Raw genomic sequence first — 18,905 nt, 5'->3', positions numbered from 1 at the left:
TAAAAGTCAACATCATTTATTATGTTATAATATTGCATACGTAAGGAGGTCAAACATGGAAAATCAAACACATGAAAATAATGTTCACAATCATTTACATAACTCTAAATTCTCTAAATTTGAAATTATCTATAAAAAATTAAAGCATCTTTTCATTGGCTTGTTTGCAATTTTCGCATGTACCTTTATCATTTTATTGGCCATATCAGTATTTTACTTCCAAAGTTTAACTGATGAATCTGTAAACATGTCAGATAATGAATTACGTACAAAATTGCTGAACATTGCTGGTAACCAAGATATAAATTATAACAATAAGCATATTTTAGCAGAATACAATAAATCGACAAATTCACTCATCGTAGGACCTAAACATGTAAATAGCAACGTGATAAAGGCATTGACTTCTTCAGAAGACAGCTTATTTTTCTATCATAATGGTATTTTACCAAAAGCTATCATTCGAGCAGTTGGGCAAGATATATTTAATACAGAAGCTGCAACTGGAGGTAGTACCATCACCCAGCAACTCGTAAAAAATCAACTACTGACAAATGAAAAAACATATAATCGCAAAGCTAATGAACTTATCTTATCTATGCGAACTGAAAAGATTTTAACCAAAGATGAAATTATCTATACTTATTTGAATATCGTGCCTTTTGGACGTGATTATAATGGTTCTGATATCACAGGTATCGCTTCAGCATCTTATAGTTTATTTGGAAAAGCCGCTACAAACTTAAATATTGCTGAATCAGCCTATCTGATTGGACTTTTACAAAGCCCTTATTATTATACCCCTTATGACACGGATGGTTCACTCAAATCTGACGCTCAGATACAGATTGGTTTGGATCGACAACACTATGTGCTCAAACGGATGTTGGTTGAAGGTGAAATTACTGCTTATGATTTTAAAAAGGCTGAAAAATACGATATCAAACAACATTTAATGACAAAATAAAATGGCTAGTTCATAAACTACTTAGGCAATTAAAAAATAGCTGTAAAGGAAATCTATAACGATAGATTTCTTCACAGCTATTTTTAATATGTTTGTATCATATAATAGTTAAAATTTAGAATAGACCAATTGCATGTCCATCATCAGTAACATCCATGTTTAATGCTGCTGGTTTTTTAGGGAGACCAGGCATAGTCATGATTGCTCCAGTCAATGCAACTATAAATCCTGCGCCTGTTTTAGCTTCTAATTCACGAATAGTGATTTCAAAACCTTCAGGTGCGCCTAATTGTGTTGCATCATCCGAGAATGAATACTGTGTTTTAGCCATACATACTGGATAGTTATCCCAGCCATTTTCTTTAAACTGTTTAAGCTGTTTCTGTGCTTTACTACTAAATGTGACTTTTGAACCACCATAAATTTCTTTAACAATTGTTTCGATTTTTTCTTCAAGTGGTAAATCTAATTCATATAAATGTTTGAAATCTTGTGGTTCATCAAGTACTTCTAGCACTTCATTCGCTAGATCGACGCCACCTTTGCCACCTTTTTCCCATACTTCAGTTAAAGCAAGTCTCACACCATTCTCTTTTGCCCATTGTTGTACATATTTTGTTTCTTCTTCAGTATCATATACGAACGCATTCAATGCAACTACAGGTTCTAAACCATATTTTTTAACATTTTTAACGTGGCGTTCTAAGTTCACGATACCTTTTTTAACCGCTTCAACATTTTCTTCTTTTAAGTTATCTTTAGCTACACCGCCATGCATTTTAAGCGCACGAACTGTCGCAACTACTACAACTGCTGAAGGTTCAAATCCTGCTTCACGTGCTTTAATATCGATGAATTTTTCAGCGCCTAAATCTGAGCCAAAGCCTGCTTCAGTTACAACGACATCTGCTAAATCTCTCGCAGTTTCTGTCGCTAAAATTGAATTACAACCATGTGCAATATTAGCAAATGGCCCACCATGTACAAGAGCTGGTGTGCCTTCAATTGTTTGTACTAGGTTTGGTTTAATTGCATCTTTAAGAATCATCGCTAATGCGCCTTCTACTTTTAAGTCAGCTACAGTAACAGGTTTACGTGATCTAGTATAACCTATAGTAATTCTACTGATTTTTGCTTTTAAATCATTAAGGTCATTAGATAAACAAAGAATTGCCATTATTTCGGAAGCAACAGTAATATTAAACCCATCTTCTCTTGGGACCCCTTGCGTTGGTCCACCTAAACCTACATTTACATTACGTAATGCACGGTCATTCATGTCTAAAACACGTTTCCATTCAATACGTCTTTGATCGATTTCTAATTCATTACCTTGATGCATGTGGTTATCAATAAATGCTGACAGTGCATTATTTGCAGTAGTGATTGCGTGGAAGTCGCCATTGAAGTGTAGATTTATATCTTCCATTGGTAATACTTGTGCATAGCCACCACCAGTTGCACCACCTTTTATTCCGAAAATAGGACCTAAAGCCGGTTCACGTAACGCTACCATGACGCTTTTCTTAAGTTCGTTGAATGCGTCTGCTAATCCAACTGTAACTGTTGATTTACCTTCACCTGCTGGCGTTGGACTCATCGCAGTAACTAATACTACTTTACCCTTACCATTTTTTTGTTGAACTTGATTAATATCAATCTTAGCTTTATAGTGCCCGTATGGTTCTAATGCATCTGCAGGGATACCCGCCTGTTCAGCAATATCTCCAATCGGTTTTAATGTTGATTGATTTGCAATATCTAAATCAGATAAGTGTGCCAAATTCGTTCGCCCCTTCTTAAATAAATTTTAAATCAATAAATATATTTCCCATATATGCTACTGATAAAAATAAATCCTTACATATTAATATTAACTAACTTATGTTGTGTTGTCGATTAATAGAGACAGCGCTTTCAAAATAATTAATGAATATTTTCACTTTATGTGTCCTATGTTACTCTAAAAATGTTATTTTACACCAAAAAACTCCCTAGATACCATCATAATCTCTAGTGTGTCGAATAAAACACATACTTAAAGTTGATGATATAAAGGAAGTCTGGAAATCACTTGCTTTATTTTAAATTGGAAATACAGGTTAGCTATTTCTGATTAAACTACTATTTTGTTTAATTAGTCTTCCATTGTACTTAAATCGCCTTCAGGTAAATCAAGTTCCCAAGCTTTAAGGACACGACGCATAATTTTACCAGAACGTGTTTTAGGAAGTTTTTCTTTAAATTCTATTTCGCGTGGTGCAGCGTGTGCGGCTAAACCTTCTTTGACAAATACACGAATTTCTTCTTTTAGTTCATCTGATGCTTCATACTCAGGTCGTAAAGCAACGAACGCTTTAATAATCTCTCCTCTTACTGGATCTGGTTTACCAATCACACCTGCTTCTGCAACCGATTCATGTTCCACTAATTTTGATTCGACTTCAAATGGGCCGACACGTTCGCCTGCAGTCATAATAACGTCATCTACACGACCTTGGAACCAATAATAACCATCTTCATCTTTATAAGCAGAGTCTCCAGAAACATACCAATCACCAATGAAGTATGAGTCATATTTTTCAGGATTTTTCCAAATGGAAACCATCATAGATGGCCATCCCTTTTTAATTGCGAGGTTACCCATTCGATTCGGTGGCAACTCGTTACCTTGATCATCAACAATAGATGCTTCTATGCCTGGTAAAGGTTTACCCATAGAGCCTAATTTAACATCCATGGATGGATAGTTAACAATCATATGGCCCCCTGTTTCAGTCATCCACCATGTATCTAAGACCCGTTTGCCAAAGACATCTTTGGACCATTTAATGACTTCAGGATTAAGTGGTTCACCTACGGATAAGATACTTTTTAGTGATGATAAGTCGTATTTGTCTATAATATCATCGCCTGCACTCATCAACATTCTTAATGCCGTTGGCGCTGTGTACCATATTGTAACTTTATACTCTTCAATCATACCGTACCAAGCTTCAGGTGAGAATCTACCACCAACAATACAATTTGTCACACCATTTAACCAAGGACTGAAAATACCATATGAAGTACCTGTTACCCATCCAGGGTCAGCAGTACACCAATATACATCATCTTCTTTAAAATCTAGTACATATTTACCAGAAATGTAATGAACGAGCATAGCTTTTTGAGCATGTAGCACGCCTTTAGGTTGGCCTGTTGAACCTGAAGTATAATGCAATATCAAACCATCATCTAAGTTTAGCCATTCTGTTTCAAATTGATCACTAGCATTTTTTAATTCACTATTAAAATCAACATATTCACTTTCTACTTCCTCATCTACAACTACAATCGTTTCTAAATGTGGTAATTTATCTTTAGGAATACGTGGCAATAATGCATTCGTTGTCACAATCACTTTTGCTTCACTATTTTCTAGTCGATCTGCAACAGCTTTTTCCATAAATGCTTCAAATAATGGTCCTACAATTGCACCTATTTTTAATATACCGAATAAAGCAAAATAAAGTTCTGGCGTTCTAGGCATAAATACAAAAACACGATCACCTTTTTCAATATTTGCTTTATCTTTTAATACATTTGCCGCTTTATTAGAATTTGATTTCATTTCTTCAAAAGTATAACTTTCTTTACGTTTATCATCTTTATAATGTAACGCAACTTTTTCACCATTACCTTCATCCACATGGCGATCAATACATTCGTGTGCCATATTGATCTTACCAGTTTCTGACCATGAAAATGCTTTTTCTATTTCTTTCCAGTCAAAATTAGCGTACTCTTTTTCATAGTCTTTAAGGTTAAAATTTCCATTTTCCCCTTTGTATACTTCTACTTTCATTTTGAATCCCCCTCTTAATGAAATCGCTTGCTTAAAAATTATTATAACTAATATTGTCAAAATTTTCAAAATAATAGTGTGTAAACGAATACATTATTGTGTTATTTTAAACTTTTTTAACTTATAATAGACTTATATTAGATTGTTTACTGTATGTGTATGCGGTAGTTTGGAGTGAAAAAATGGAACATATAAAAACATATCAATCTCAAACTTATCACTTGGATGAAGGAACATTTGTGATAGAAGGTCCTGTTTCAAGAAGTAGTCTTGAATCTATGACATTTGATGATGGGCTCTTTGCATTTCGCCCACCTACGGATCAATTTGAAGCAATAAAAGAAATTAGTGAATTAGAAGAAGGTAGAATTTTTGTGTTGCGCAATTCACAGCATATTATCGGTTATGTCACTTATCATTACCCAGATCCATTAGAACGTTGGTCTAGTGGTAATTTGGAATACTTAATAGAATTAGGAGCTATAGAATTAAGTTTAGCTTATCGCGATTTACATTTAGGAAGTGAGCTTATCAAAGTCAGTTTAGCTGCTGATGAATATGAAGATTACATCGTGTTAACTACTGAATATTATTGGCATTGGGATTTGAAAAATTCTGGGCTTGATGTATATGAATATAAAAAATTAATGCAAAAACTGATGGGTTATGGGGGCCTTGAAGTATTTGCCACAGATGACCCAGAAATTACAAGTCATCCTGCTAATTGTCTTATGGCAAGAATTGGTTCAAGAATTTCTATAGAACAATTACAAGCATTTGATGACATTCGCTTCATGAATCGCTTTTTCTTTTAAAGGGGAGAAACATATGAGTAATACGCAACAATCAACGGGCTTTGTCTATTCTAATGAAATACTGCAATATCGTTTTAGTAATAGCCATCCATTTAACCAAATGAGATTAAAATTAACAACAGAATTATTAACAGATTTAGGTTATTTAAAATCACATCATATTATTAAACCACGTATAGCTAATGATACCGAATTATCATTAATTCATTCTCATGATTATATCCAAGCTATCAGACGTGCTTCACATGGTATTTTAAGTGACAATGAAGCTAAGAAGTATGGATTAGACGGTGATGATACGATGCAATTTAGAATGATGCACAAGCACAGTGCACGTATTGTGGGTGGAGCATTGAATTTGGCTGATCACATCATGGATGATACAGTCACCAATGGCTGCCATTTAGGTGGCGGTTTACACCATAGCCTACCAGGCCGTGCGAATGGATTTTGTATTTACAATGACGTTGCAGTTACTATCGCTTATCTCATACAAAAACATGACCAACGTGTGCTATGTATTGATACAGATGCACATCATGGTGATGGAACACAATGGAGTTTTTATACAAATGATCAAGCTTTAATTTATTCGATACACGAAACTGGCAAATTTCTTTTCCCTGGATCAGGACGTTACACGGAACGAGGTAGTGAACAAGGTTTCGGTTATACAGTAAATATTCCACTTGAACCTTATACAGAAGATGATTCATTTTTAGAAACATTTAAAGAAACGATAGAACCTATAGTGGCATCATTTAAACCAGATATTATTGTGAGTGTACATGGCGTTGACATTCACTACTTAGATCCACTCACGCATTTGAATTGTACTCTAGAATCACTCTATGAAATTCCATATATCATTAAAGATTTAGCAGATAAATACACAAAGGGTAAAGTATTAATGTTTGGTGGCGGTGGCTATAATATATGGAAAGTTGTCCCACGGGCTTGGAGCCACGTTTTTTTAGCTTTAATCGGAGAAAAACCACAAACTGGCCGTTTGCCTGATAAATGGTTAACAAAATGGCAACAATACGCGCCTTGCGAACTACCACAAACTTGGACCGATGAAAAAACTGACTATCAAATAATACCTAGACAAAAAGAAATTACAGAAACAAATTTAAAATATGCCAAACAAGTACTGAGTTGGTTTTAAATAAATCAACATCTTATCATACTGATTTAAGTTTTCAATTTAAATAAAAAACGAAATTCTTAATTAATAAGAATTTCGTTTTTTGTATTTCATTATCATTTATTAACACTGAAGTTATTGTTAATTATACATTGTTGAATCTATAAAAAATCTATTTTGTAGTACCTCTATACTCAACTCTATGAGGTAAAATCACATTAGGCTCTTCGATTTCTTCATCATTCATATATTTAGTAAGAAGTCTCATACCCACTGCCCCAATATCGTATAACGGTTGGATTACACTAGATAATTGAGGTCTTACCATTTCAACAAGTCTAGTATTGTTAAAACTTACAATTTGTAATGACTCTGGAACGTTAATACCTGCATCTTGAGCAGCATGAACTAGACCTATTGCTTGTTCATCACTGATTGATAGAATTGCATCTGGCTTAGCAGATTTCAATGCATCAAATGCACGTAGACCATCTTTATATGTTTCATTACCATTAAAAATCAATGATTCATCTAATGAAAGTTTATGCTCTGCTAAAACGTCTTTTAATCCTACTAGCACATCTTCTTGTGCTTTTTTAGAATAATCGCCACCGACAAAAGCAAATGTTTTTGCGCCGTTTTCGATTAATTGGTTCGTGATTTGTTTAGCTGCTGATTTAAAATCAATATTTACAGATGAAATACCTTCATCTTTACCATTTGTACCTGAAACTACTACAGGTACTGATGATTTATTAATCAATTCTTTAATTTCCTCAGAAATTGTTCCACCTAAGAAAATAATACCATCTACTTGTTTACTTAAAAGATTGTTAAAGATTTCTTTTTCTTTACTTGGATCATTATCAGAATTTGAAATAATTGAATGATATTTATACATTGTTGCTATATCTTCTAACCCTCGAGCAAGTTGCGAATAATAGACATTAGAAATATCTGGAATAATAACGCCTACTGTTGTAGTTCGTTTACTAGCTAATCCTCTTGCTACTGCGTTTGGACGGTAGTTCAATTTATTAATAACATCGTTTACTTTGTCACGTGTTTCGGGTTTAACATTTTGATTGCCATTAACAACACGTGAAACAGTTGCCATAGAAACTCTTGCTTCTCTAGCTACATCATATATAGTTACAGTCATAATTTCCTCCTTGAAAGCGATTTCTTTATTATTATACTCTGTTTTCATAATATTTTCAAAGTTTACCATATTTTTACTAAATGTAAAATAGTTTTGTTTTGAATGTCATAATTATGTCATCTTATAAAATTATAAACCTACTAAATGTATTATATTTCTTATTTCCAGTGAAAACAAACCTTTTTCGTTTAAATTTTTATGTTTTTCATTAAAATCAAGTGTAATATGATGATTCATCATTTATTTTTTATTTTATATTTAAATACTCTATACATTTGTCATATCACTCCAAAGTATGGGCATTTTAAAAATTGCCAACATTATACTTCATTCATTTTAAAAACAATATGAAAACAAAAAAATCCCCTATTACAGTTCACTACTTAAGTAGTAACGTAACAGGGGCTTTTTTATATTTCTTATTTTAATTGTTTGTTATTGTACATATCAGCTAATGGTCTAATTTCATTATAGAAATTCTCGAATTCATCGAAGTCCATTTGTTGTCCACTATCACTTAATGCAACCGATGGGTCAGGATGAACTTCAGCCATAATACCATCTGCACCTACTGCTAAGCCAGCTTTAGCTGTTGGTAACATGATATCTTTACGTCCTGTACTGTGGGTAACGTCAACCATTACTGGTAAGTGAGTACCTTGTTTTAAAATAGGTACTGCAGAGATATCTAATGTGTTTCTTGTTGCTTTTTCGTAAGTACGGATTCCGCGTTCACAAAGAATAATGTTTTCATTACCTTGAGAAGCAATATATTCTGCTGCAAAGATAAATTCTTCGATTGTTGCAGATAAACCACGTTTTAATAATACTGGTTTATTTGAACGACCTGCTTCTTTTAATAATTCAAAGTTTTGCATATTACGTGCACCAATTTGGAATACATCTAAATAATCATCTGCTACTTCAAAATCTGCAGGATTTACAATTTCACTTACTACATTTAGACCGTATTTATCTTTAGTATTTTTAAGAATTTTAAGACCTTCAACACCTAAGCCTTGGAAATCATATGGAGATGTACGTGGTTTGAAAGCGCCACCTCTAATGAATTTTTCGCCTCTAGCTTGTAAATTAGCTGCAACTGCATCAACTTGCTCTTGAGATTCAACTGAACATGGTCCAAATACGAATGATTTGTTACCACTTCCAATAATACCTCCATTATCGAATTGAACGATTGTATCTTCTGGTTTTAATTTTCTTGATACATATAAATGTTTTTCATTTTCAGATTTTTGTAAATCAGTAGAGGCTTTAAAAATTTCCTTGAATAATTGTTTGATCACATTATCGTTAAATGGACCTTCATTTTTATCTAATAGTTTGTTAATCATTTCTTTTTCACGTTGAGGATCGTACACAGCTGTACCTTGCTTACGTTTTTCCTCACCAATGTTTTGTGCTATTTTTCCTCTTTTAGATAAAAGATTTAAAATTTCTTCATTAATATCAACAATCTCGCTTCTGAATTCTTGTAATTTGTCTGTCATTTTATTCACCTCTATGAAAAATTTAAAATCGATATTTTATTCTGCTTTAAAGCGATAAAATATTTGTTAAACGTAATTCTAACAATAACTAGTTATAAGTTCAAGTCATGATTGTTAAAATTTCACTTTCTGCAAGTGAATATCCCTAATGGTAACTGAATTTTCAGTCATTTACCAGTAATATTTTACACTATTCATTCATTTTCTATACTTTATTAACTTAAGTTTCATTTAATTCAATTTATTTTTCATATAAATGCTGAATTGTACTTTCTAAATGATGATTTAATCATTCATCTATTAAATAAATACATTTATGTCACACAGTTTTTTCCTTTAAAAAGCACTAAAAAAAGGTTCTCGTTAATTTTAAGCGTCCGTTTAAATTTTTAAGCATATTGCACGTTGAGGCATCAAAATATAGCTATATCGTCTAATCAATCAAATATATACAATAAAGCATTTATAAGCATTCTAGATGACTTAAATAACGTTCTAGATGCATCCTAGTTATTTGTGTAATTATAATACTTCAAAAATGGCAAAATAATTATTTCAAGAGACAAAATGAGTATAATATATTCTAATTCGTATTACACTTTACATAACCTAGCTACTAAAAAGTATAAATTAAAAAGGCATCGAACAAGTTTTTGTTCGATGCCTTTTATTATATTTCATTTGTAGTAATGATTAATCATTAAAAGTTCTTTTATCTATTTTACTTTGAGATTTTTCTGATTTTTTCAATTGCGATCTGTTTTTAGAGTAAGTTGGTTCATTATCTACATCTTTACTTTGTTGTGTCTTACTATTATTTGTTGTTTTATTAGTTTCTACTTCATCATGCACAAGGATGCCATCTTTAAATGATGATGTTTTATCTGTTTCATTTGTAGTGGCTTCGTTCTGTTGCTCTTTGCTTGCACTTTGATTGCTAATATCAGTTTCAGCTTCATCATGCACAAGGATACCATCTTTAAATGTTGACGTTTTATCTGTTTCATTTGTAGTAGCTTCGCTCTGATGTGCTGTGTTTGCAGTTTGATTGCTAAGACCAGTTTCTGCTTCATTATGAACAATAATACCATCTTTGAAATTTACAGATTTATGTGTTTGTTTTACACGTTGTTCAGCTTTTTCTGGTTTTACAATCGCATTACTTTTATTTTTGTCTGCAGAGTTTTCTACTTTATCAGTTGATTCTACAGCATGACCAACTTTTGGTGTTACTAAATTAGGCACATCTTTTTTGATGCTTTGTTTAGGTGATTCTGGTTTTAATAAACTTGCTGTGTTTTCTGCAACTTTATCATCGTCATTTAAAGCTTTGTTTTTATTTTTAGCTGCTAACGCTAATCCAGATGCTGTGACAGTACCTGCTAAAGCGCCTGCTTTCAAATGACTATTATTTTTGCTTTCATCTTCTTTTGAGTCTTTAGTTACTAGGTTAGGCGCATCTTTTTGAGTATCACCTTTCGTTGTTTCTTCAGATTTCAAAAGATTATCAGTGTTTTCTGCAACTTGTGAATCATTATTTAATGATTGCTTTTTATCGTGTGCAACTTTAGCTAAACTACCTGCTGCTATTGCACCACCTGTTGCTGCAGCTGCAGTTTGTGCACCTTTATTATTTGAAGGTGTAGTACTAGAATCAGCTAAGTTATTATCTGCAGCTTCTTCTTTAATAGCATTCTGTTGCGCATTGACCTCGTCCTCAGTCGGTTCTGAATTAGGATCAATATGTGTTGTTGTATCGTCACTCTGCTCCAAATTATTATCATCTTGAAGGTCTTGTGCTTGTGGTGACGTATCTGCTAAATTGTTGTCTGAAGTTTCTTGCTGAATTGCCACTTTTTGAGCAGCTAGTTCAGAATCTGTTACTTCAGTATCTTTGTTTTGCGCATCTGCAACAGTAGATTTAATACCATCTACTTGTTGTTCAGCGTCAGCTTGTTCACTTTCAGACTGCTCAATAATACTAGATTTAAAACGTGATTCATCTTCAGAATCAACTTGAGATTTATCTTTAGTGCGTGACTTGCTTATAGAAATTAAACCTACAGCTGAACCAATAAATGCGCCTATGAGAAATCCGTAAACAAAATCATTTCTGGCACCTTTAGTAAAATATTCCGGTACTTCATAGCTTTCTACATTTCTTTCGTAATTATCACGGTTATAGTACTTCATAATTGAATGCCCCCTATAACAAATGCACTTAAATAAGTTTCATACCTCATTTAAGTGCATTTGTTTGTTTAAATATACGAATTATTTATTATCTACACGTGTAGTATAGCTATGATTAGAATCATCTGCTACACTGCTCGCTTTATAATTTGCACTATCTCTACGATTTCTTCTGTTTTGCCATTTGTCAGCAACTTCCATTGCTACATTTGACCATTGAACTACTTGAGAAATTTTATCTTCATTTTGAGAAATATTGTGCGTGATTGAGTTTGTAACTCGATCAACTGAACCATTTAACGTTTGAGCTGATTCGCCGATGCCTTTCACTGCATCAACTACAGAATTCAAACGATCTGATTTGTCTTGGATATCTTCAGTTAAGCGATTTGCTTTATGAAGTAAGTCCGTAGATTCACGTGTAATACCTTGAATTTGTCCTTCAACACCATCAAGAGTTTTTGCAACGTGATCTAAGTTTTTCTTAACTGAAAGTAAAATTACAACGATACCAATTACTAAAATAAGAAAAGCAATCGCCGCAATAATACCAGCTATAGGTAAAATCCATTCCATTTAAAACGCCTCCTATTAATCATATGTTGTTATTTAATATAAATACCCAAATCATTTTAACATAAACATATTAAAATGAGGTAGTAACACCAATTTCTTTCATATAAGCACGTTGAACCTTCTGAATATCGCCCGCGCCCATAAATAAAATAACTGCATCACTATATTGTTCTAGCGCATTCACAGTGGTTTCATCAATTAATGTCGCATTATCAATTCTTTGGAGTAAATCTTGAATTGTTAAATTACCAGTATTTTCTCTTATTGAACCAAAAATTTCACATAAGAAAGTTTTATCTGCTAAATTTAAACTTTCAGCAAAATCATCCAAGAATGCTTGCGTTCGACTAAAAGTATGAGGCTGGAATACAGTTACAACTTCTTTATTTGGATATTTCTTTCTAGCTGTCTCAATTGTAGCACTAATCTCTCTAGGATGGTGTGCATAATCGTCAACTAATACTTGTTTTCCCACTTTTGTCTCATTAAATCTTCTTTTTACGCCACCAAAAGATTCTAAGGCTTCTTTTATATTATTTACATCTAAACTTTCAAGATAGCTAACTGTAATAACGGCAAGTCCATTTAATATATTGTGATCTCCAAATTGTGGAGATAAGAACGTATCATAATATTCATCTTTAATGTATACATCAAATTTAGTTCCATTTTCACTAATTTGTAGGTTATCCGCATATACATCATCATTTTTTGAAAAACCATAATAATATACTGGCACATCTGCTTCTATCTTACGTAAATGATCATCATCACCCCACGCAATAATTGCTTTTTTTACGTTATGTGCCATTTCTTGGAAAGCACTAAACACGTCTTCAACATCTTTAAAATAATCTGGATGATCAAAATCAATGTTTGTCATAATAGCATAATCTGGATGATAGCTTAGGAAATGTCTACGGTATTCACAAGCTTCAAATGCGAAATAATCACTTGCAGGAATACCTAAACCAGTGCCATCTCCAATTAAAAATGATGTCTTTTTATCCCCATTCATCACGTGTGACAATAAACCGGTTGTAGATGTTTTACCATGTGCACCTGTTACAGCTACAGATGTATATTGACTGATAACATGACCTAAAAAGTCATGATAACGTATGACATCAAGTTTTAATTCATTCGCCTTAACAACCTCTTCATGTGAATTTGGAAATGCGTTACCTTGAACAATTACCATGTCTTCTTTTATGTTGTTTTCGTCAAAAGGTAATATTTTAATACCTTTATTTTGTAATGCCACCTCTGTAAAAACATAATTATTTATATCTGAACCTTGTACTTCATTTCCAAGATCATGCATTATCTGTGCTAATGAACTCATGCCGGCACCTTTTATGCCGACAAAATGATAATGTGTCATTGTAACACTCCTTTATCTCTATTTAATTCTCATTCAAATCTAATTCTGTAATGTATACATCTCTTGGTTTTGAACCATTTGCTCCAGAAACATAACCTAATTGTTCTAATTGGTCTACAATTCTCGCTGCACGATTATAACCGATTTGGAAATGGCGTTGGACTAATGAAGTAGAAATATGACCTTCTTTCAACATAAATCTACATACATCATCAAATAAACTATCCTGAGGTTGTGCTTCCGTTTTTTTCAATAATTCTTTTTCTTCAAATAAATATTCTGGATCTCTTTGTTGTTTTATAAAATCAACAACATCGTCAATTTCATCATCCGATACAAATGTGCCTTGAACACGTATCGGTTTATTCATACCACTGCCTAAATAAAGCATATCTCCATATCCTAACAAGCGTTCAGCACCGCCACTATCTAGAATTGTTCTTGAATCGACGCTAGACGATACCATAAATGCAATTCTTGTAGGTATATTTGCTTTAATTAAACCTGTAATGACATTCACTGATGGGCGTTGTGTTGCTACTAACATATGAATACCACAAGCACGTGCTTTTTGTGCAATACGTGCGATAGATTGTTCTACTTCTTGTGGAGCCATCATCATTAAATCAGCTAATTCATCTATAACTATAACAATTTTTGGCATTCTATCCTCATATGTTGCTTTCTTATTAAAAGCAGTAATATTTCTTACGTGATATTTTGCGAACACTTTATAACGACGTTCCATTTCTTCTACAGCCCATTTTAAGCTTTGCGTAGCCGCTTTTACGTCAGTAATTACAGGCGCTACCAAATGTGGTAAATCATTATATGGTGCCAATTCTACCATTTTAGGATCAATAAGTAATAATTTTAGCTCTTCTGGATGATTTTTATATAATAGTGACATTAAAATACTATTTATACATACAGATTTACCAGAACCAGTTGCACCAGCAATAAGTGCATGTGGCGTTTTAGATATATCCATAAGTAATGGTTCATTATTAATTCTAAGTCCCATAGCAACAGTTAATTTAGACTCTGCATTTTTAAATGTAGAATCTTCAATAATTGAACGTAAATTGACTGTGGCAGCATTCTGATTAGGAACTTCTATACCCACAAGGCTCGTACCAGGAATTGGGGCTTCTATACGAATATCTTTAGCTGCTAGCGCCATTTTAATGTCATCTTGCAATGCAGTTATTCTAGAAACTTTGACACCTTTTTCTACTGACAATTCAAAACGTGTGACACTTGGTCCTTCAGTAACATTTTGAACTTCAGCTGGAACATTAAAATAATAAAATGCATCATTAAGCTCTTGTTTTTTATCTTCGATCCAAACGTTATCAATTTCGTGTTGTTTAGGTTCTTCTAATAAATCTAAGTTAGGCAACTTAATATTAGGCCCTCTTCTAATTGTTGGCTTACCACTGTCGTCAGTTGTCTTACTAGCATCTAACTGATTGTCTACCTTCTCAGGTTTTAATGGTTCTTGATTTTGTGTTATTTGTGACACATGTTCATTATTGTTTTTATTAAATTTAGTTTCATCATGGCTTTCGTATTGATTGCCATCCACTGAAGATGAATTCATTTCATTGTCATGTTTTTCTGACGTTCCATAATTGATAGATTGTTCACTATGATTTGATGCATCTATTGAATTTGATGGATGTTCTGTCGTTTCGGACGTCGATGTCAGATTTTGCTGTGGTTGCTCTTGTCCAACTGTTTCAGCTTTAACTACGCTTTCAGTACCAAGGTCATTGGATTCAATTTCTTTACTTTCATTTTGTGACGATTGTGATGTGTTACTTGAATTTGTAAAATGCTGATTACTATTCTTAAGTTTTTTAGCATCCATCATACGTTTTTTATCAGAAGGTGTCATAACAACATTAAACGGTTTGCTACCTTTTCTAATTGATGTTTGATTTCTGTTTGAAGTCAATTCGTTAGATTCAGTTGTGTCATTATCAAGTGCATTTGATTGCGTACTACTAGAATGGAGCTGTGTTTCTTGACTAACCACTTCATCTTCGGTTTCAACTTGATCAGTATCAGATTGCTCTGTATTGTATTGTGCTGAACCTTGTTGCACTTCAGCTATTTCATTAGATACAGATTCCGATGACATCTCTGATTCTGATGGTTGTATCATATCTTGAGCACTGTTTAGTTCTGTTTTAGTCGCTGATTCCTGATCTTCAAACTCTCTCTCTGTCTCGGATTCAGGTATAATACTTTCCGCTTCTGGTGATTCATTTTGTGGCATTGTCACTTCTCTATATTGAGCGTCTGATATATCGTCATTATCTTCTACTTCTACATAAAGATCTTCATCAGAAATATTTTCATTATTATCTTCAACTGTATTTAAAGTATCATCGTTTGAAATGGTTGTTTCGACATCATCATTTAATGATTTATGTTCAGCTGATGTATGATGTTCAATGTCATTATCACTATCAGGTGATTCTGATTCTATATCTGCATCTACATTTACATATTCATCATTAATTTTATGTACATCGCGCACATTATCTAAATCAATTTCTTCATAATTAAATGGTGATGTAGCACCTATACGGGTATCATCCTCATTTTGTTGACTATCATCAGATAGTTGAGCGTCTTGAATCGATGCTTCTGTTTGATTTTCAGAAACATTTTTGGCTTTGCTCTCTTCGTCTAAAGAACTTTCACCAATAAAATGGTGTGCTTGTTTGGCATACATTTCATCTATTGCTTTTTGTATGCTGTCTTCGTTATTATCTTGGTTTTCTTGACGTTTTTGTTGCAACGCTTTTTTGAATTGGCGTTTTTGAAGTACTTTACGTTCACGTTCTCTTCGAATTTCTTCTACGATTTGTGATGCGTAAATATTTTCAATATTAATTGTGTTGTTTACTTTAGGTTGTTCATTTGAAGATTGCTGCTTTTGTTCAGAAGGTTGTTGTGGCTGTTCATTATCTTTTTCCACTTGCGCTTCTATATAGTCATTACCTTCAAAAGAGTATGGTTGCTTATTATCAACTTGTGAATTTTCGTCGTCTGCTGCATCAATTGATGGTTCTACAAATTGATCATTATAAATTTTAGTGTCATGTATTTCTGATGATTCCTGTGCTGAAGTTTGAGAATGCGTTTTGTTATCTTCATAATTTGAAACTTGCTCGTTATTGCCGTTTTCAGTTTCATCTGAAGGTTTTATAACACCATTTTCTAGCGGGTGGGGTTTTTGAGTACCAAATATAGCAGATGGCACTTCACTCGCTTTAAAATCACTCTCATGATACATAGGTGTATCTCTTTTAGTTTTCTTAGAAGCATTTGCACGTAAAACATCAGTTTGTATTCTCATTCGTTGACCTTTATGAGATTTTGATTCTCGTTTTGGTTCTGAATATGTTTCTTTTGGTGACTCCTGATTTTCTGTTTGTGTATTAACATCATTAGAAGCTGTCTTATCATACAAATGTCTACGTCTTCTCTGCTTATGATTGGCATTTATAGAGTCTGAAGTATGACGATCACTGTGTTGTTGATCACTATGATTCGAACTATCTTTTGAAATTGAATCTTCTTCTGGATGCTGTGCTTCATTCGCTTCTTCTAAAATACGCATTGGAAACCTGAATTTTCCTTTGGGTCTTTCATAAACATCATTGTTCTGAGGAAGTAATGAATCTTGTTCTTGTTGTGTAGCTTTTTGACGTCGTTGGTTTCTTTTACTAAGATAATCTTCTGTAGAATCATTATCTTCTCCAAATAACTTGTCGAACCAGCTCATTCGTACATTACCTCCTTTTATTCTTCAAAAAATGCTTGGCCAACTGTGTAATCATCAGATAAGACCATAATCCCTTTTTCTTGAGGTGCATTTGGTAAATCAAGTTCCTTCATAGAACAAATCATACCACTTGAAGCTACGCCTCTTAACTCAGCATCTTTAATAACCATACCGCTTGGCATTACAGCACCTACTTTAGCTACTACTACTTTTTGTCCAGCATCGATATTAGCTGCACCACAAACTATCTGTAACTTTTCAGAACTTACATCAACACTGAGTACACTTAATTTATCTGCATCTGGATGTTTTTCTTTAGTTTCAACATAGCCTACAACAAACTTAGGAGACAAATCTGCATTTAATTTAAATGTAAATCCAGCATCTTCAATGGCTTTTTGAAATTCATTAACTAGTGTTTCAGTTAACTTAACATGCCCATTTCCACTTATAGTTGATTTTTCTGATACATTAAAAATGTTATAACCTACAACTTGTGATTCATTTTTAATTTCAACAACATCACCTTTATACTCATAATTGAACTCACCACTAGCTGGTTCAACTTGTAGAAACGCAACGTCTCCTACTGCTTCTTTGTTATAAAATAAATTCATGTCTATAGACTCCTTATTTCTTATCTTTATTTTCGTATTGCTTTCTTGTTGCTTCTAATCTTTGTATCACGTTAGGATCTCTTTTTTGTTTATTATTTTTTCCTAATATAAAAATAGGCTCAAAATGACCTTTGTCGTAACCTAATGATAATGATGTAATTGGGACTAAACCTTTTGTAAAGAATTCCATAGTTAAATGCGCCATTACGTCATAACCCGTTTTATTACGGATATCTGCAATAATTAACACATCCTGATGTGGCACTGCAACTAACATTTCACCTTCACATTGGTCTTGGATTTCATTTAAAAATGTCGTGTTTAAGATTCTACTCGCATCATAGCCATCGTTAGAGTTAATAAAATAAAATATATTGCCTTTTACTTCATCCGTAGTATATTTATTATCTAATTTTCGCACATTAAATAAAGCCATTTCTTTTAATTGTTGCTTAGATAACTTCATTGACTCTAACATTTTTTCATCCATAAGACGATATGATTTCCCTAGATCAACTACGTAGTAAATATTTGTTTCTGCAGTGTGTTCTTCTATAACAAATGCATTACCATCTTTATCTTTTTTATCAAAACTTGGGGATCTCAATACTGGCATGATTTGGGCACTATTAACCTCTGATAGCCCCTCCCCTTTCATTTGTTCAATAGCTTCTTCTACATAATATACAATTTCATCTACTATATTTTCTTTTTGCTCTTTATATTTAGCTACTATCGTAGCAACTTTTACAGTGACACCTTTGCCATTGTCTACTCTAGATATACGTAGCGTTTCATCTTCTCGATTAAAAGTAAACTTCACTTCTGGTTTGCTTAATCGATCTTTTAATTTATCTCTCATTTGAAAGACATTCATTGTTAAC

13 protein-coding genes are annotated in these 18,905 nt (G+C 33.1%); 3 read left to right on the top strand and 10 right to left on the bottom strand.

What is annotated here, in order from left to right:
* Window positions 1-55 precede the first annotated feature (55 nt).
* On the top strand, window positions 56-967 hold the full coding sequence (locus tag MHB47_RS05740) for a transglycosylase domain-containing protein (RefSeq protein ID WP_002507326.1): 912 nt from the start codon (window positions 56-58) through the stop codon (window positions 965-967).
* Between the two features lie 115 nt (window positions 968-1,082).
* Here the strand turns inward: MHB47_RS05740 and MHB47_RS05735 are convergent, their stop codons facing one another.
* Together MHB47_RS05735 and acsA are read right to left on the bottom strand one after the other, a co-directional pair.
* Complete coding sequence (locus MHB47_RS05735) at window positions 1,083-2,750, bottom strand: formate--tetrahydrofolate ligase (RefSeq protein ID WP_340755605.1); 1,668 nt, start codon at window positions 2,748-2,750, stop codon at window positions 1,083-1,085.
* A 354-nt stretch (window positions 2,751-3,104) separates the two neighbouring features.
* Window positions 3,105-4,814 carry an acetate--CoA ligase gene (gene acsA / locus MHB47_RS05730; RefSeq protein WP_002507324.1) on the bottom strand — a complete coding sequence of 570 codons (1,710 nt, stop codon included), beginning with the start codon at window positions 4,812-4,814 and terminating at the stop codon, window positions 3,105-3,107.
* Between the two features lie 182 nt (window positions 4,815-4,996).
* Between acsA and MHB47_RS05725 the strand changes: the two genes are divergently transcribed.
* Both MHB47_RS05725 and MHB47_RS05720 read left to right on the top strand, forming a co-directional pair.
* Window positions 4,997-5,629 (top strand): hypothetical protein, encoded by a 633-nt coding sequence (locus MHB47_RS05725; protein WP_002507323.1) that lies wholly within the window; start codon window positions 4,997-4,999, stop codon window positions 5,627-5,629.
* Window positions 5,630-5,642: 13 nt separating this feature from the next.
* Entirely contained in the window at window positions 5,643-6,797 is a 1,155-nt protein-coding gene (locus MHB47_RS05720; protein WP_340755602.1) for an acetoin utilization protein AcuC, read from the top strand.
* Between the two features lie 151 nt (window positions 6,798-6,948).
* Here MHB47_RS05720 and ccpA read toward each other — a convergent pair whose 3' ends face one another.
* The 8 genes from ccpA to MHB47_RS05680 form a co-directional block, all read right to left on the bottom strand.
* Window positions 6,949-7,938, bottom strand: a complete 990-nt coding sequence (gene ccpA, locus MHB47_RS05715) for a catabolite control protein A (protein WP_002507321.1) — start codon at window positions 7,936-7,938, stop codon at window positions 6,949-6,951.
* Between the two features lie 419 nt (window positions 7,939-8,357).
* Window positions 8,358-9,449 (bottom strand): bifunctional 3-deoxy-7-phosphoheptulonate synthase/chorismate mutase, encoded by a 1,092-nt coding sequence (locus MHB47_RS05710; RefSeq protein ID WP_002507320.1) that lies wholly within the window; start codon window positions 9,447-9,449, stop codon window positions 8,358-8,360.
* A gap of 693 nt (window positions 9,450-10,142) precedes the next feature.
* Window positions 10,143-11,642: a hypothetical protein gene (locus MHB47_RS05705; protein WP_340755599.1), complete on the bottom strand. Its 1,500-nt coding sequence runs from the start codon at window positions 11,640-11,642 to the stop codon at window positions 10,143-10,145.
* An 81-nt stretch (window positions 11,643-11,723) separates the two neighbouring features.
* Window positions 11,724-12,218 carry a DUF948 domain-containing protein gene (locus tag MHB47_RS05700; protein ID WP_002507318.1) on the bottom strand — a complete coding sequence of 165 codons (495 nt, stop codon included), beginning with the start codon at window positions 12,216-12,218 and terminating at the stop codon, window positions 11,724-11,726.
* 70 nt (window positions 12,219-12,288) lie between these two features.
* Entirely contained in the window at window positions 12,289-13,602 is a 1,314-nt protein-coding gene (gene murC / locus MHB47_RS05695; protein ID WP_340755597.1) for a UDP-N-acetylmuramate--L-alanine ligase, read from the bottom strand.
* 22 nt (window positions 13,603-13,624) lie between these two features.
* Complete coding sequence (locus MHB47_RS05690; RefSeq protein ID WP_340755595.1) at window positions 13,625-17,404, bottom strand: DNA translocase FtsK; 3,780 nt, start codon at window positions 17,402-17,404, stop codon at window positions 13,625-13,627.
* Between the two features lie 17 nt (window positions 17,405-17,421).
* The gene (gene ytpR, locus MHB47_RS05685) at window positions 17,422-18,021 is read right to left on the bottom strand and encodes a YtpR family tRNA-binding protein (RefSeq protein ID WP_002507315.1); all 600 of its coding nucleotides are present in this window, start codon (window positions 18,019-18,021) and stop codon (window positions 17,422-17,424) included.
* Between the two features lie 13 nt (window positions 18,022-18,034).
* Window positions 18,035-18,898: a DUF1444 domain-containing protein gene (locus MHB47_RS05680; protein ID WP_021339051.1), complete on the bottom strand. Its 864-nt coding sequence runs from the start codon at window positions 18,896-18,898 to the stop codon at window positions 18,035-18,037.
* Window positions 18,899-18,905: the final 7 nt, after the last annotated feature.

The organism is Staphylococcus sp. FSL K6-3157 (assembly GCF_038005145.1).
Taxonomy (GTDB): Bacteria; Bacillota; Bacilli; order Staphylococcales; family Staphylococcaceae; genus Staphylococcus; species Staphylococcus equorum.
Note: the sequence above shows the minus strand (reverse complement) of the source record. Positions and strands in the feature narration are given on the sequence as shown.

Excerpts from the sequence above, each read along its gene's own strand:
- MHB47_RS05700 (WP_002507318.1), bottom strand. The coding sequence starts at position 12,218 with ATGGAATGGATTTTACCTATAGCTGGTATTATTGCGGCGATTGCTTTT.
- MHB47_RS05705 (WP_340755599.1), bottom strand. The coding sequence starts at position 11,642 with ATGAAGTACTATAACCGTGATAATTACGAAAGAAATGTAGAAAGCTAT.
- MHB47_RS05720 (WP_340755602.1), top strand. The coding sequence starts at position 5,643 with ATGAGTAATACGCAACAATCAACGGGCTTTGTCTATTCTAATGAAATA.
- ccpA (WP_002507321.1), bottom strand. The coding sequence starts at position 7,938 with ATGACTGTAACTATATATGATGTAGCTAGAGAAGCAAGAGTTTCTATG.
- MHB47_RS05710 (WP_002507320.1), bottom strand. The coding sequence starts at position 9,449 with ATGACAGACAAATTACAAGAATTCAGAAGCGAGATTGTTGATATTAAT.
- MHB47_RS05690 (WP_340755595.1), bottom strand. The coding sequence starts at position 17,404 with ATGAGCTGGTTCGACAAGTTATTTGGAGAAGATAATGATTCTACAGAA.
- MHB47_RS05725 (WP_002507323.1), top strand. The coding sequence starts at position 4,997 with ATGGAACATATAAAAACATATCAATCTCAAACTTATCACTTGGATGAA.
- murC (WP_340755597.1), bottom strand. The coding sequence starts at position 13,602 with ATGACACATTATCATTTTGTCGGCATAAAAGGTGCCGGCATGAGTTCA.
- ytpR (WP_002507315.1), bottom strand. The coding sequence starts at position 18,021 with ATGAATTTATTTTATAACAAAGAAGCAGTAGGAGACGTTGCGTTTCTA.
- MHB47_RS05740 (WP_002507326.1), top strand. The coding sequence starts at position 56 with ATGGAAAATCAAACACATGAAAATAATGTTCACAATCATTTACATAAC.
- acsA (WP_002507324.1), bottom strand. The coding sequence starts at position 4,814 with ATGAAAGTAGAAGTATACAAAGGGGAAAATGGAAATTTTAACCTTAAA.
- MHB47_RS05680 (WP_021339051.1), bottom strand. The coding sequence starts at position 18,898 with ATGAATGTCTTTCAAATGAGAGATAAATTAAAAGATCGATTAAGCAAA.